General features: G+C 32.3%; 10 protein-coding genes. 4 read left to right on the top strand and 6 right to left on the bottom strand.

Going from position 1 to position 16,122, the window contains the following annotated elements; all coding sequences use genetic code 11:
• Window positions 1-46: 46 nt before the first annotated feature.
• Window positions 47-775 carry a hypothetical protein gene (locus FOF46_RS02790; protein WP_143915383.1) on the top strand — a complete coding sequence of 243 codons (729 nt, stop codon included), beginning with the start codon at window positions 47-49 and terminating at the stop codon, window positions 773-775.
• A 152-nt stretch (window positions 776-927) separates the two neighbouring features.
• The gene (locus FOF46_RS02785; RefSeq protein ID WP_208746742.1) at window positions 928-2,469 is read left to right on the top strand and encodes an alpha-L-fucosidase; all 1,542 of its coding nucleotides are present in this window, start codon (window positions 928-930) and stop codon (window positions 2,467-2,469) included.
• A 290-nt stretch (window positions 2,470-2,759) separates the two neighbouring features.
• Here the strand turns inward: FOF46_RS02785 and FOF46_RS02780 are convergent, their stop codons facing one another.
• The 6 genes from FOF46_RS02780 to FOF46_RS02755 all read right to left on the bottom strand — a co-directional run bounded on the left by FOF46_RS02780 (window position 2,760) and on the right by FOF46_RS02755 (window position 11,682).
• Entirely contained in the window at window positions 2,760-4,586 is a 1,827-nt protein-coding gene (locus FOF46_RS02780) for a beta-agarase (RefSeq protein ID WP_143915382.1), read from the bottom strand.
• 4 nt (window positions 4,587-4,590) lie between these two features.
• Window positions 4,591-5,592, bottom strand: coding sequence for a hypothetical protein (locus tag FOF46_RS02775; RefSeq protein ID WP_143915381.1), 1,002 nt, complete (start codon window positions 5,590-5,592; stop codon window positions 4,591-4,593).
• Between the two features lie 213 nt (window positions 5,593-5,805).
• Window positions 5,806-6,795 carry a hypothetical protein gene (locus FOF46_RS02770; RefSeq protein WP_143915380.1) on the bottom strand — a complete coding sequence of 330 codons (990 nt, stop codon included), beginning with the start codon at window positions 6,793-6,795 and terminating at the stop codon, window positions 5,806-5,808.
• Entirely contained in the window at window positions 6,792-7,892 is a 1,101-nt protein-coding gene (locus FOF46_RS02765) for an SGNH/GDSL hydrolase family protein (RefSeq protein ID WP_143915379.1), read from the bottom strand. Before FOF46_RS02765 ends, FOF46_RS02770 begins: the two co-directional genes overlap by 4 nt.
• A gap of 35 nt (window positions 7,893-7,927) precedes the next feature.
• Complete coding sequence (locus tag FOF46_RS02760; protein ID WP_143915378.1) at window positions 7,928-10,828, bottom strand: glycoside hydrolase family 2 protein; 2,901 nt, start codon at window positions 10,826-10,828, stop codon at window positions 7,928-7,930.
• Entirely contained in the window at window positions 10,813-11,682 is an 870-nt protein-coding gene (locus tag FOF46_RS02755; protein WP_143915377.1) for a family 16 glycosylhydrolase, read from the bottom strand. Before FOF46_RS02755 ends, FOF46_RS02760 begins: the two co-directional genes overlap by 16 nt.
• Before the next feature lie 307 nt (window positions 11,683-11,989).
• On the opposite strand from FOF46_RS02755, the gene FOF46_RS02750 reads away from it, so the two are divergent.
• Together FOF46_RS02750 and galB are read left to right on the top strand one after the other, a co-directional pair.
• Window positions 11,990-13,543 (top strand): sulfatase family protein, encoded by a 1,554-nt coding sequence (locus FOF46_RS02750; RefSeq protein WP_109436779.1) that lies wholly within the window; start codon window positions 11,990-11,992, stop codon window positions 13,541-13,543.
• An 83-nt stretch (window positions 13,544-13,626) separates the two neighbouring features.
• Entirely contained in the window at window positions 13,627-16,119 is a 2,493-nt protein-coding gene (gene galB / locus FOF46_RS02745) for a beta-galactosidase GalB (RefSeq protein WP_143915376.1), read from the top strand.
• Window positions 16,120-16,122: the final 3 nt, after the last annotated feature.

The following is a 16,122-nucleotide window of genomic DNA, read 5'->3' as shown; positions in this document are numbered from 1 at the left end:
TTCGCGTCAATAAAATTTAATGTGAATAGTTTAAAAAATATTACATATGAAAAATAATATAAAATTAATTCTGGCAATTTTTGTTTTAGCCATGCTAGCAAGTTGTGGAGGTAGTGATGATGGACCAGATGGAGAGCCAGATGGCGGTGATGGAGAAGGAACGGTGAATATTCCAACAGCAGCAGCTTTGATTTTTCCTTTAAAAGATGCAGAATGTAATGCAGGAAAGATTGTCTCTAATAGGGAGAGTACAGTCATTTTTGAATGGAATGCTTCAGATTTTACTACAAAGTATACATTACAGCTTACAAACCTTAATACACAGGAAGTCGAAACTTTTGAAACAATAAATACAGAGTTAGAAATTACATTATTATTAGGAACACCGTATTCATGGAAAATAACATCTTCTTCAAGTGCTACTGCAAGTACAGCAGAAAGTGAAGTGTGGAAACTTTTTAATGCAGGGCCGGGAATAGAAAACTATACGCCATTCCCTGCAGAACTAGTTAGCCCACCAATGGGGCTAACGATTACTAACCCTACGACTGTAGATTTGTTATGGAAAGGTAGTGATGTAGATGGTGACATTAGTGAGTATGAGGTGTATATGGATAATAATAATCCACCAGTAACCTTAATTAATACTGTTACAAAGTCGGAAATCAAAGATGTGACTTTACAAGCAAATAAAATATATTATTGGCAAGTTGTCACTAAAGATTTACATAATAATTTAACTAAATCATCCGTATTTGAGTTTAGAACCAAATAGGAATAATTTTACAGATTAATTATTAGTTAGTTAGCCAAATGAAGAGGCTGTTTGAAATATAATAATGAAATTTAAGATTGATATCAATTTTTCATTATTTTAAACAGCCTCTTTTTATAGAATAAATTTATTTTAATAAAACTTAAAAAATTGTGAAGAAGTATTTTATTTATTTCCATTTTGGATTGCTTACTATTTTTAATCTTCTTTCATTAGAAGCACAGGAGAGTAAAAAATATGAACCCACTTGGGAATCTTTAAGTCAATATAAATCTCCGAAATGGTTTCAAGATGCGAAACTTGGTATATTCATTCATTGGGGAGTATATGCAGTTCCAGAATATGGTAATGAATGGTATGGATATCAAATGTATCGTAAAAAGAAAACCAATCATAATACAGGAAAAACTTACCAAGAGGATAATCCTACATATCAATACCATGTTAAGACCTATGGAGAACCAGGCGAGTTTGGATATAAAGATTTTATCCCAATGTTTAAAGGAGAAAACTTTGACGCCAAAGAATGGATAAGTTTGTTTAAAAAAGCTGGAGCAAAGTATGTTGTTCCGGTAGGAGAGCATTGTGATGGTTTTGCCATGTATAATTCTTCTCATACAAGATGGAATGCTGTAGACATGGGGCCAAAAAGAGATGTTCTAGGTGAATTAGCTGTCGAAGCACGTAATGAACACCTTAAAGTAGGAAGTTCATCTCATCTGGCATTTGGATATAAGTGGTGGGCATATGATAAAAATTTTGATACAACAAATCCCGAATTTCAAGATTTTTATCTTAAACCTCATGGATATCTTGATCCTCCTACACCTGAGTTTTTGGATCTTTTTTACAAAAGGAGTATGGATATGATTGAAAAGTACAAATTGGATTTAATGTGGTTTGATTTTGGATTTTGTGCACCAGAATATGAAGAAAACAGGTTAAAGATTCTGTCAGATTATTATAATCTGGCAACCCAATGGAATAAAGAAGTTGTACTTAATTATAAAAAAATAGGATGGGAACCCATTCCTGATGGAGCCGCAGTTTTAGATCTTGAACGAGGAAAATTAGATAGAATTAGAGAATTGCCTTGGCAAACCGATACTTCTATTGGGCGTAATTCCTGGTCTTATGTAAAAGATTGGCAAACTAAACCTGCAGGCGAACTTATAGATGATTTTGTTGATATTGTAAGCAAAAATGGTAACTTATTATTAAATGTTGGACCTAAGGCAGATGGTACAATCCCTAATGATCAGAAACAAGTATTATTAGAAATAGGAGAGTGGTTACAAATAAATGGCGAAGCCATTTATGAAACACGTCCTTGGATTATGTATGGGGAAGGAAAAACACGCTCAAAAATGGGAGATCATACAGAATATGAAGTACATACGATGACTGAAAACGATATTAGATTTACTGTTAAAGGAAATACTATTTATGCTTTTGTAATGGATTGGCCAACAGCTGATATATTAATTACATCGTTTTCTACTCGATTGACTAGCCTTGCAGATCCCATTAAAAATATTAGTTTTTTAGGATCAAACGAAAAAATCAGTTGGGAAAGAAATGAGAATGGACTAAAAATACATAAGCCACAAACAAAAGTAGGTAAACATGCTTTTGCTTTTAAAATAGAATTAGAAAAAGCATTTGATGGTATTTACAGAGGTAATAAAAACTAAGATTAGTCTTTTAAAAAAAAAACTAGTATTGCTAAAAGAAATATTTGTATTGATAGCATTTCCTTTCATCCTTATCATAGGAATAAATTTTGCATTAACTTCAAAAGTATTAAACTAGCTTAACAAATCTTAGGAATTAGAGAAATGCTTGGAGATAATATGTGATTTTGGTAAAAAGAAAAGCCCCTTACAAACTTTGAAGAGGGGCCATTCGTATTATAATGTTACGTACATAGATTGTTAGTTAAAAGGTTTAATAGAAAGAAATATCTAGAATAAATCTTTGATATTTAATTTTTGCTCATCCTCTCCACATTTAAAATAACAGAACTTACATGTCCTCCAGTATCCGGAAAAGTGACTTCAATCTTATTTGTACCAGAAGATGTATATTCTATATCAATAGGAATATTAATTACTCCAAAAAATTGATCTCTACTTGCTTGGTCATAACCTGCCCAATTACTTGGGATTTTGGCAATATGGCCATTGATCGTTATTTTTGGACTTTTACTTAATTCATGTGCTCTCCCTATTCCCATTTTTATAAATGCTCTCCCTTTTTTAGCTGTTTCTACATTATCAATATCAAAACTTATTGTTTTATTAGCTTCAATTTTTTGTAAGTAAGTTTTAGAATAGGAGTTGTTCTCGATTATAGAGTTAGAAAACTGAATTGTATCAATATCACATTCTAGTATTACAGTCTCTCCTGGTTTAAGATCGATATTTTTCATGACTGAAAGGTCAGTGAAATAGATTAATTTAGGGATGCCAGAAGTATTAGTGTATAATCTTCTTAATGTAATATTTTTTATATGATCAGCACTTTTGTTAAGGAAATCTAATGCTATTGATTGTTCTTTGTCGTGCAGATTATTTAACGCAACGTAAGCTTTTTCTGGTTTTAGAAAAGCATTAACCTGTATATCTGGATTATTGGAAGTAATATCGATTCTTTTTCCGGATACATTTTTCCATAATTCATAGAATTTTTTAAGATCTGTGAATTTTTTAACTCCATCTTTGTTTTTTCTTAAGATTACCCATGGGTACGGATGACCATCAGGATTATTTTTTTTATCTTGATAAAACCAATTACCATCTCCAACTATAAAAGGAATTGATTTTAATAGTCGATCTGGTTTGTCTAGAAGGGACATTAAGATATTATTGTAAGAGGTTAAACAAGTACCACTTAATTCAGGAGAATAAGGTTTTCCTAGTAATCCTTTAGATGTATACCCATACTCTGATATTAAATGGGGTTTTACAACTCCCCATTTCTTATAACTATATGATTCAATTAAATCTAAAATTGCTTCAGAATTACTTCCTGACCTATAGTTAAAGTCACCCGCAACATTCCTCCCGTCATATAGATGTGTGGCAAAGAATTTCATACTTTCTCCAGCAGTATCCATGAATAACTTCATTCTTGTATTCCAATGATCAAAATCTTTTCTATCGACCTCTGGCCATGCAGAAGAATACCCACCTACCATTATATCAGGAATTTCTGCATGTATTTTATCTGCAACTACTTTATGTAGCTTAGACATTTCTAGAATAACACCACCTGTTTCTGCCCAGGTTTTAACATAATCTTTGGCATGTACAAAAGGTTCATTCATTACTTCATAATACTTAGGCATAACTGGGAATGCATTCTTTATATATTCAACATTATATGCTGCTATTTTATCATAATCAGTATTAAGCTGAAATGCACTTCTGGGATGATCAGTAATGATAAGATCATTGGTTTTGTATTTATTAAATAAAGGAGCATTTTTCCAATGTTTTACAGTATTGGCTCCATTTGTTTTAGCTACACTTGGACTGGGGATTTCGGTTTTAGATTTACGAAAAGGTGCAGGTCCGCCAAAAGTTCTACCAAATTTTATATCCAATTGATCAAAAAGATAATCAGCTTCAAAGGCTAAACCCCAATTTGAAAAAGAACTATGAATATTAAAATACTTTTCTCTTTTCAATTCACTTTCTGAGCCAATGTATTTTTGTGTTGTAAAGTCAATTGATACTTTAGCATTTTGAGAAAAAGAGGTAATTGAAATTAGTAGAGAAATTGATATAATTTTTATCTTGATATTCATTACTTTAAAATTTTACAAATTGATAATAGTCATTCTCACTAGTGATGGCAACATAATTACCTTTTGGTAAATCTGACACCTCTATAGAATTTGAATTTTTAGCTTCTTTTGCCAGTTGACCTTGTGATGTAATAATCTGAATAAGTGTATAACTTGGTTTTCCTGGCAGCGTTAAAATATTTGATTCCTTATTAAGAGAAAGGGTAATACTCTTTTCTCCTGAATCTTTTACATTAATTGTTTCCTGTGGTTTTGGAGTTGGCTTTATTGGAGGTTTTGGGGTGGTTTCTACTTTTTTTACTCTTTTCGTAGTCCGAATATCTGTTATTGTTTTACTAATTATATATTTATTAGGAAAGCCCTCCTCGGATCCATAATAAAGAGTAAATTTATATTTGTTCCCCTTTGGAGGAGAAGACATTTTAACCTGTATTTCTTTTGTTCCAATTCCTTTTTGAACAGGAATTGTTTCACTTGTACCAATACCCAATCCGTTGTTATGAACTGTAACTACAATTTTTCTTTCTTGACTTGCCTTATATTTAATTTTAAAATCTACAGTTTCTTGGTTAGAAACAATAATAGGACTTAGATGAGAAAAGGAGGCATCATCTATAATTTCCTCAGAGCGTTTTGTGATCTGAATATTATTTATAGATGTTGCAGCTGTAGTAGTTTTTCTATTTCCGCCTCGTTTTCTAATGGCTGCAGAAATAGTATATCCATTTCCAGGTTTGGGTGACTCATTCATATAGATTTCGATCTTTTTATGTCCTTTGCCTTTTTTTACAGGCACTGTTTTTCCTCCCCAAAAATTATTTGGTCCGCCATAAAAATCTATTGCAATATCGCAATCTTTGGTGGCTTCATATCTAACGTAAAATGTATACAGAGAAGAACTTTGTAATTTAATAGGTACTTCTTTGATAAAAACTATTTCATCTTTTTGAGAAAAAGAAATAAGAGTGAATAGTAGGAGTGCGGTTGTTGTTAAGATTGATTTCATTTATCAATTATTTTGGGTTTAATATTAGCAAAAGTTTTTAGTTATGGTTTTGATTTTTTTCTCGAGCTTATTTTTAGGTTGTGATAAAGCTAATTACCACCTTCTTTAATAGTCGTTTTGAGTTGATAGGTTTTTATTAAGTAAAACCATCAATACTTTGGTGTTTTGAGAAAAGGGTTCATTGAAATAGTTTGTATAATGGAATTCACTTTTTTAAAATTTTATAAATTTATAAGAATCGTTTTTGTTTGTGATCGCAAAATATCCTCCTTTTGGCAGATCTGAAACCTTAATAGAATTAGTGTTTTGACTTTCTTTTAGTATAGAGCCATTCATGGCGATAATTTTAATGAAGCTGTATGGTGCGTCTCCTGGGATAGTCAAAATATCAGAATTCTTATTAATAGAAAGCGGTATACTTTGTTCCCTTAGGTCAGATAGTGTAATCGTTTTTTGAGGTATTGCAGTTTGTGTTGTGGTTGTTTCTAGTTTTTTTCCTGCTTTTGTAATCTTAATATCTGTAATTTCTTTACTGATTATATATTTATCAGGGAAACCTTCTCCAGACCCATAATAAAGGGTAAACTTGTATTTATCTCCTTCTGGTGGAGGAGACATTTTAACCTGTATTTTTTTTGTGCCACTCCCTTTCTGTACTAGAATTGCTTTACTAGCACCCATCCATTGCCCTTTATTATGAATTGCAACTATAATTTTTCTTTCTTGACTGGCTTTATATTTGATTTCAAAGTCAAATGTTTCTCTACTAGAAACAATATTAGGAGTTAAAGGTGAAAAAGATGCATCATCCAAAATTTCCTCAGAACGTTTTGTAATTTCAATATTACTAATGGATGTAGCTGCTGTTGTGGTTTCCCAATTTCCACCTCTTTTTCTAATGGCTAGAGAAATTTTATATCCATTTCCAGGACTTGGGGAGTTTTTCATATCGACTTCAATATGCGTGAGCCCTTTACCTTTTTTTACAGGAATTGTTTTACCTGCCCAAAATTTATTAGGTCCACCAGAGAAATCTATGGCAATATCGCAATCTTTTATGGCCTCATAACCGATATGAAATGAATACCTTGATGCGCTTTTTAATTTAATAGGTACTTCTTTAATGAAGATCACTTTATCTTTCTGAGCAAAAGAAATAACAGTAAATAATAGGAATACTGTGGTTACGACGATTGATTTCATTTGTCAATTATTTTAGTTTTAATTATTTGCAAAAGCTTTTCAGCTACAATTTGATGTTCTTCTACCTTTGGATGACCTGGAGTATTTTTGTGTGGAACATAACAAGTATATATATCTTTATCACCCATAGTTTTTACTGCATTCGACACATAACCAGGCCAAGGTGAGTTTTCCTTTGTGATATCCATATTACCTAATAAACAGACAATGCTAGTGCCCGGATAATGTTTTCTAATTTTCTTTAAGAATGATTGATACTTATTAATAATTATATCTTCTGTGGGTTTTTTGTTTCCAAATCGCCTTTTAAATTCAACGTGATTAGGTTGATTTACAATCCAGGAATCATTTTGAAAAAGATTGACAACAACAATATCAGGTTTTTTTTCGTCAAAATTCCATTTACTATTGGGGTCATTAGGGTTTAATCGATCATACATTTCTGGCATAATCATATTGAACCAACTAACCATAATGCCAATACCACCTCTAGCAATACACGAATATTCTGCGTTTAATTCTTTTGCAGTTATTGCAGCATAAGTAGCGTAATTATTAGTGACATCTCCATCTGCTTTATCTTCTCCTGTATAATCTTCATTTCCATGACCCGTTGTAATAGAGTCTCCATAAAATTCTATGAATAAAGATTTATCTTTTGCGACTTCTAAAATTTTGGAGCCTGTTATTTCGAACCCATAAAATAAAGTAGTGCCGAACGTCCATTCGTTTCTTTTTGTTAGTTCTATAGAATGTTTACCATAAGTCAATTTTTCTGTAAGCGAATAGGTATGTTTTCCTTTTTTTAATTTTAATACATCAGTTTTTTTTCCATCAATAATAATATTAAAATAATTCGTACCATTTTGGTCTTCTAAAGTAGTTTTTACCATAGTTCCTTCAAAAACTATTTTAATTGATGAGCCTGACCAATATATTTCTGAGGCTCTCTTTGTTTTATTTTCTCCTATTCTTCCTTCATATGATATATGGTTGTCGTTATAATTGACATTAATGATATCTATATCCTTTGAAGAATTCTTACAACTTATAAAGATAAATAAGGATAGAAAATATAAAGTAGCTCTTGAATTCATTATGTTTTTTAAAATTAATTATTTGATAAGAAGAATTAATTAGACCTTTGTTTTAATACAAGTCCATTTAGCCATAAATCTCGATCTTTTTTTAAATTTTTAAATTCCAGATTAATTGGTGTCTTTCCATCAGAAGATATATTAGATCTAATAAAAAGAGGTTTGCGTTCTCCTGTGGTTTCATTATTGTAATACGCTACGATATGATCATCCGCTTTTTTTATCATTTTACCATTAGCATCTGTAATAACTACTTCAATTTCGTTTGTAATTTTTGTATTCTTTTTAGCAGCATGATGATACGTTTCAATACAATAGTTTCCCTTTTTTAGGTTTGATATTTCTAAAATGAGTTTTTCATCTTTAGTATACAAACCATCTGATGCTATAAATCCAAGTTCACCAGAAACTGAACTGTTTCCATGCCATTTTATACTATCATTTGAGTTTACTTTTATTTCTAATTCTCCATAAAGTTTACTCTTAAATATAATATCTTTATCTGATTTACCTGTCCAGGGAAGCCATTCATGCTGTACTAATTGTTTTTCTCCTCCTATATCAGCCTTTACGATGGGATAATCAAAAATTGGTTTGGCATTTTTCTGTATTTCATTGGGATTAAATTTTGAAGTAGAAATTGTTGCACTTCCATTTTGTAATCCTTTTGATTTAGCGGTTACTGTAATACTTCCAGGAGTGTCATTTGCTTTTATATATATAGAAGCTACTCCATTATACAAACGTGCTGGATTTGCATTAATCTTTCCATTATCAATAATATTACCATCTCCAGAAATAGTGAATTGAATATTGTGAGTTGCAGAAGTAACGACTTCACCATTTTTATCAACTACATATGCATGTGCCAACCGTATATCAGAACCACCTGCGTAAAAAGGTTGATCATTAATATTATAATTTACTTCGATATGATGAGGTTTGCCTTCTTTTTTACGAATATGTTCTGTGATTTTTTGTCCGTTGTTTAACCCTTCAGCTCTTAGAGTGCCTTCTTTCCAGTTAAAAAGAAATGTGTATGAAGGGTGATCTAAATTTACTTTGGTAATATCATTATCGGGTTTTTGTATCCCGATTAATTTTCTATTATGATATAGAGCTACTTCTTGGCAATTGCTATAGACTCTAACTTTTCCATTTTTTGAAGCAGTTTCATCTGCAATATGTACTATTGGGCTTTTAATCAGCTCTGATTGGTACCAATAATATACAGGTTTAGGAACTCTATAAGAACTTAGAACCGCATAGTTAGTCATATAATCACGAGTCCATCGATCATCATTTGGTAATAAGTGATTATAATCAGCACCTAACCATGCAATAGCGGCAATATTTTGTTTGCTTCCTTTATAACGGGAGATATGAAACTGATTTACTTCGGCATTTGGAGAACTACCATGTTCCATAACCATTTCAAAATCACTTTCTGTAAATTCTGTTCTTCTATAATCCATTGTGGCATATACATCTGTAATTCCGGCATTAAGAATGCCATTCCAAGGGCTTGATGCTGAGGCGGTAAGTCTAAATGGGTCTTCTTCTTTAGCGACATACTGCATTCTGGGTACAGGTCCTCTATGATTAATACCGGCTCCCCAAAATATAATTGATGGATGGTTTCTATGATTCCTAATCATCGTTCGGGTTGCTGATTCTAATTTTGAAAACCAGACATCGTCTCCCCATTCGATCCATGTCGGAGGTTCTTCATATACTAACACCCCTAATTCGTCACAAGCTTTTATAAAAGCATCATCTTGAGTATAATGTGATAATCTTATAATATTCATTCCTGCTTTCTTGTATTGTAAAGCTTCATTGTAATGAAATGAATTAGGCACGGCATCGCCTATATTTGGATAATTTTGATGCCGATTTACTCCAATAAGAAAAATAGGTTCACCATTTAAAACAAATCCTTTTCCTTTTACAAGTTTAAATGTTCTGAATCCAAAGCTGTTTTCTACAAAATCAACAGCCTTTTCCTCATCGTAAATCACAGAGTTTACTCTGTATAGGTAAGGTGTATCTGGAGACCATAGACGAAAATCTTCATCTTCTAACCCAGAGGTTTGTCTAAATGTATAATCAGAATTAGGAGCTATATTTATACTTTGGGTTATTTTTTTTAGAACATATCCCTTTGCATTGATAATACGGGTTTCTATTTTACATTTTTTGGGGGTAGAATTTTCATTAGTAACCGTAGTTTTAATTGATACAGTACCATTTCTTTTATTTACTGTGGGTGTAGTAATATGTACACCAGCATCAAATTTTTCCCAATTATATGATACATGCAGTTTATTTGTAGTAACTAGGTATACATCTCGATATAAGCCTCCAAATTTTACATAATCGCTTCTGTGTGGATCTGGAGAAATTGTTTCATTAAATCGATTGTCTGCTTTTACTACAATAAGGTTTGCCTGATTAAATTTTACATAATTGGAAATATCAAAATGAAAAGGGATATACCCATTAATTTCATGAGTACCTACTTTCTTGCCATTTACCCAAAGTTCGGTTACATTATGGACTCCTTCAAATTCAAGAAATACTTTTTCTGAAGGTTTTGCTTTTACAACAATCGTTTTTCTATACCAACCAAAATCCCTTAAATACTTTTTTTGAACCCAACTTTCTCCGATACTATCCATTTCATATGATACCAACTGCAGGGTGTGTGGGACAGAAACTTTTTCCCATTTAGAATCGTCAAAATCTATAGCTTCTGGTGTTCCGGATACTTCTCCTAAGTGAAATTTCCATCCAACATTCAAATTTGTTTTAGTTCTGTCTGTGATCGGATACCCCTCTGGTAACTCATTATTTTGAGCAATGGCAGAGGTCACTGATATAGACAAAAAGAGCACAATGGTTTTTAAAATATGAATACTTATTTTCTTTTCCATGTTCTAAAATATTTTACATGAAATTCACCATCGAGTCGGTTGTCATCTGGTAAAGCTCCAAACCATTTATTGGATTCACAGTTAAAATTAACTTCCAGAGGTTGATGCCAATGTGTGTTTTTTGCTTCTCTAAACAAGATACCATCAATATAGAATCGTATATAATCTTTGGTCCATTCTAGTCCCCATATGTGATAGTCATTTTGTAGCTCTTTTGGGAAGTAAAATTTCTTGGTTCTCGAAAAATGTTTTTTTACATCACCTTTATCTTTTGGAGATTTAAAAACATGAATATTAGAATTTAAATCATGTCGGTTATATTCAAGGCCAGGTGCATTTTCGCAAATATCTATTTCGGTCCACCAGTCTTTACCTACATTAGTCATCCAAAAGCCAGATACCCACGGAGCATCCATTAATTTACATTCGGCCTCGAAGTATCCATATAAAAACTTGTTTTTACTTTTAATAAAACCTGTACTATGCGTATATCCTTCAGGTAATTTTTCATCTTTATGTTTATTGACACGAATAACCAGTTCTTCATTTTCTAGAGAAACATTTGAACCATGAAAATATGTGGGTTGGCGTCCTTTCCAACCTGGGTTATTAGGGTACCAAATTTTTTCATTTAGTTTAGATTGATCAAACTCATCAGAATACTTTTTTTGTAACCTCCAGTTTTTAGTATTTGCCTGATCTGAAAGGGGATAGTTATTGTTTAAGCGCTCTACTGCGTTTTCTATTTTTACAGAATCTACATAGTTTTTTGGAGGAATTGTCAAATCCTGAGCGAATGATATTGTTGTAGTACATATCATCAAAAAAGAGAAATAAAAGGCGTTTAGTTTCATTTGTGAGTACTATTTATTTTAGAAATCAATTTATAAAAATGAATGCCTCTCTTTAACTACTATTGTCTTATAGTATAGTACATATGTTTTTATTTTAAGAGTAGAACCTCTATAGTGAGATATCATGTAGTATGTAAAAGTGTTGTTGCAGGAAGACAAAAATGTAAAGAGCTTTATGATGTATTAATTAAAGTCAATAAACCATTTATTATCTTGTTTTAACCAATAGGTGTAGATTGAAATTTAGGATTCTGACCGATATTTTGAATATTTGTAATTACTAATAATATCTCTTTATAAATATATTATGAGGCATAAAACCAAACTGTTTTTTTTAGGAGTATGTGCAATGTTGTTTTCTTGTAATTCAAATGAAACAAAAGCAAAAAAGATCCAGGAAAAACCATCAAAGCCTAATATTGTTGTTTTTTATGTAGATGATCTGGGATATGGCGATTTAGGATCTTATGGCGCCGTCGGTGTAGAAACTCCAAATGTTGATAGATTAGCACATGAAGGAATTAAATTTACTGATGCTCATAGTAGTTCTGCAACTTGTACACCTTCACGATATTCTTTATTAACCGGGAATTATGCATTTAGAAATAATGCAGCTGTTTTAAAAGGAGATGCTCCACTAATTATTGATAAGAATATAGAAACATTGCCTGATATGCTTAAAAAAGGAGGGTATAAAACAGGTGTTGTTGGTAAGTGGCATTTAGGACTGGGAGATGGTAATGTAGATTGGAATAAGGAAATTAAACCAGGCCCTTTAGAAATAGGGTTTGATTATAGTTTTTTAATTCCGTCTACAGGAGATAGAGTGCCTTCGGTATATGTAGAGAATCACAAAGTGGTTAATAATTCGGATGAGAATGACCCGATAAAAGTTAGTTACGTCTCTAAGTTTGGAGATATGCCAGATGGTATCAATAATCCAGAATTATTGAGACAAAAAGCCGATGTGCAGCATAGTGGTACAATTGTAAATGGAATAAGTAGAATTGGTTTTATGGATGGAGGAACACCGGCATTGTGGACAGATGAGGATTTTCCTGATGTATTAACGGATAAAGCAATTAGTTTTATAGAAGGAGCTAAATCAGATCCTTTCTTTTTATTCTTTTCTTTTCATGATATTCACGTACCAAGGTTACCCAATAAAAAATTTCAGGGTAAGAGTACTATGGGACCTAGAGGAGATGCAATTGTACAAATGGACTGGATGACAGGAGAAGTAATGAATGCACTGGAAAAATTAAATCTGCTAGAAAATACTCTAGTGATATTTACTAGTGACAATGGTCCGGTCTTAAATGATGGATATGAAGATTTGGCAGAAGAAAAACTTGGAAATCATAAACCTTCTGGGATTTATAGAGGAGGTAAATATAGTGCTTATGAAGCAGGAACAAGAATGCCAACCCTTGCGTTTTGGAAAGGAAAAATTATGCCGGGAATAAGTAATGCACTATGGAGTCAGGTTGATCTATATGCATCTTTAGCAGATTTGATTAAACAACCTATTACTGATAACGCAGCAATAGATAGCCAAAATATACTCCCTGTTTTATTATCATCTCAAGAAAAAGAAGGAAGAGAGTATTTGTTAGAAGAGTCATACACTTTATCCCTAAGAAAAGGCAATTGGAAGTATATTGATCCGTTTCCCGAAGAAAAAACAATACCAGACTTTATAGAAAAAGTTAAAAACATTGAAGGAGGGCATATGTATTCACCTCAGTTATATAACCTTGAAGAAGATCCTTCAGAAAAAAACAATCTAGCTACTCAATATCCAGAAAAAGTAGCAGAACTTAAAAGTGAATTAGAAAAAATAAAGAATAAAAAAAGTTAGTTTTTATTTTTTTAAGTTATTGAATACTAGGGATAATGAAGTTTTGATTTCCTACAATTTATAATAAGATTAAAATGTTACCTATGAATACTTTTAAATCATCGATGTTAATTATAATTTTTACTATAGGATGTTTATTTGCATCTTGTACCAAAGATAAAACGTCAAAAGAACTGTCAGTTTCAGATCAAAACTTTAACTCAGATTGGCTTTTTTTAAAGGATACGGTTGATAATGGACAAAACGTTTTTTTAGACGATTCTAGTTGGAGAAAATTGAATTTACCTCATGATTGGGCAATAGAAGGACCATTCAAAAAAGGAAGTGATTTGAGAACAGGAGGTTTACCTGTATATGGAGAAGCTTGGTACAGAAAACATTTTACAGTTGATAAGAAATATAGTAGCAAACAAATATCTATAGAGTTTGATGGTGCTATGAACAATGCTAAAGTATGGCTTAATGGAACTTATATAGGAGAAAGACCTTATGGCTATATTGGATTCGAATTTGATTTAACTCCACATATCAAATTTGGTGAAGATAATGTTATCGCAGTACAATTATCACCAGAAGATTTGGCTGCACGATGGTATCCAGGTGCAGGAATCTATAGAAATGTACGTTTAAAAATAAATAGTTTAGTACATATTCCGCAGTGGGGGACGTATATAACAACTCCAGAAGTTACTGATGAACAAGCTACAGTTAGCATCAAAACAACGATTAAGAATGCAAATATGTCTTCATCAGATATTGTTCTGGAAACTATTCTTAAAGATGAAAAAGGAACAGTGGTGGGTTCAAATTCATCATCTGTAGTAATCCAAAAATCTGCTGAAAAAGATATAACTCAAACTATTAAAATTGCTAAACCTAAAAGATGGGATATTAAAACTCCTGTTTTATATACAGCAAGTAGTAATGTACTTATCGACGGAAATATAGTGGATAGTTATGATAGCGAATTTGGAGTTAGAACGATAGATTTTGATGCTAATAAAGGATTTATCCTAAATGGAAAACAAGTAGAGCTTAATGGTGTCTGTATGCATCATGATCAAGGAGCTTTAGGGACAGCTATTAATTATAGAGCCAAAGAAAGACAGATGCAAATTATGCAAAGCATGGGAGTGAATGCATTAAGAACAAGTCATAACCCACCTTCGCCTGAATTATTACAGGTTTGTGATCGATTAGGAATTGTTGTAATTGTAGAAGCTTTTGATGAGTGGAAAATGGGTAAAGTGCCTAATGGATACAATAAATATTTTGACCAATGGCATGAGAAAGATTTACGAGATATGATACAAAGAGATCGTAATCATCCTTCTGTCATTATGTGGAGTATTGGAAATGAAATATTAGAGCAGAGTAAAGAGGATGGATGGAAATTAACAAAACACCTCAATGACATTTGTCATGATGAAGATAATACAAGACCTACGACTATCGGATTCAATTATTATCCTGCGCCTTTTGTTAATAAACTAGCATATCAGGTTGATATTGTCGGAATGAATTACTGGCCTTTGAGCTATACCGAAATAAAAGAACAAAATCCAAATATGATTCTGTATGGTTCTGAAACGTCTTCGCAAACAAGTAGCAGAGGGGTATATCATTTTCCAATCGAAGCTGCAGTACAAAAAGAAACAAACCATGTATCTAGTTATGATGGAGTTGTAGGGCCGCCATGGGCATATCTTCCTGATGCAGAATTTGATGCTCAGGAGAAAAATCCATTCTCTTTGGGAGAGTTCATTTGGACAGGTTTTGATTATATAGGAGAGCCAACGCCATATGCAGGAAAAGATAATAGTACGAATGGACGTTGGACACTGGATTGGCCTTCACGATCTTCTTATTTTGCTCCTGTGGATTTATGTGGTTTCCCAAAAGATAGATACTTCTTATATCAAAGCCAATGGACTACAGAACCTATGGTGCATGTTCTGCCACACTGGAATTGGGAAGGTAAAGAAGGAGATGTTATACCAGTATATGCTTATACCAACTGTGACGAAGTTGAATTAATTGTAAATGGAAAATCGTTAGGTAAGAAAGTAAAAGGGGTGGATACAACAAAAGTTCCTGCAGAGTTTCATGATTTTGAAAAAGGAATGTATACCTCAAAATATCGCCTTTCCTGGGATGTACCTTATCAGCCAGGAAGTATAAAAGTAATAGGGTATAAAAATGGAAAAGCAGTTGCTGAAAAAGAGATTAAAACAGCAGAATCACCTGCAAAAATACATTTAATAGCAGATAGAACAGAGATTAAAGCAGATGGAAACGATTTATCTTTTATTACAGTAAAGATAGAAGATGTATCAGGAAATTTATGCCCAATAGCAGCAAATGATGTGAATTTTGAAGTTACAGGAGAGGGAACCCTTGCAGCTGTAGATAACGGTGATCAAACTGCAATAACTTCATTTCAAGCAAATCATAGAAAAGCCTTTAATGGATTATGTTTGTTGGTTGTAAAGTCAAAAAATGATGCTGGAGAAATTAAAATTACAGCCTCTTCAGAAGGCTTAAAATCAGAAACGATAATTGTGAAAACAAAATAGTAA

Origin of the sequence: Aquimarina algiphila (assembly GCF_007489275.1) — a bacterium.
GTDB classification, from domain to species: Bacteria; Bacteroidota; Bacteroidia; order Flavobacteriales; family Flavobacteriaceae; genus Aquimarina; species Aquimarina algiphila.
Note: the sequence above shows the minus strand (reverse complement) of the source record. Positions and strands in the feature narration are given on the sequence as shown.

Coding starts and splice junctions, on each gene's coding strand:
- galB (WP_143915376.1), top strand. CDS start 13,627: ATGAATACTTTTAAATCATCGATGTTAATTATAATTTTTACTATAGGA.
- FOF46_RS02760 (WP_143915378.1), bottom strand. CDS start 10,828: ATGGAAAAGAAAATAAGTATTCATATTTTAAAAACCATTGTGCTCTTT.
- FOF46_RS02750 (WP_109436779.1), top strand. CDS start 11,990: ATGAGGCATAAAACCAAACTGTTTTTTTTAGGAGTATGTGCAATGTTG.
- FOF46_RS02780 (WP_143915382.1), bottom strand. CDS start 4,586: ATGAATATCAAGATAAAAATTATATCAATTTCTCTACTAATTTCAATT.
- FOF46_RS02755 (WP_143915377.1), bottom strand. CDS start 11,682: ATGAAACTAAACGCCTTTTATTTCTCTTTTTTGATGATATGTACTACA.
- FOF46_RS02770 (WP_143915380.1), bottom strand. CDS start 6,795: ATGAAATCAATCGTCGTAACCACAGTATTCCTATTATTTACTGTTATT.
- FOF46_RS02775 (WP_143915381.1), bottom strand. CDS start 5,592: ATGAAATCAATCTTAACAACAACCGCACTCCTACTATTCACTCTTATT.
- FOF46_RS02765 (WP_143915379.1), bottom strand. CDS start 7,892: ATGAATTCAAGAGCTACTTTATATTTTCTATCCTTATTTATCTTTATA.
- FOF46_RS02790 (WP_143915383.1), top strand. CDS start 47: ATGAAAAATAATATAAAATTAATTCTGGCAATTTTTGTTTTAGCCATG.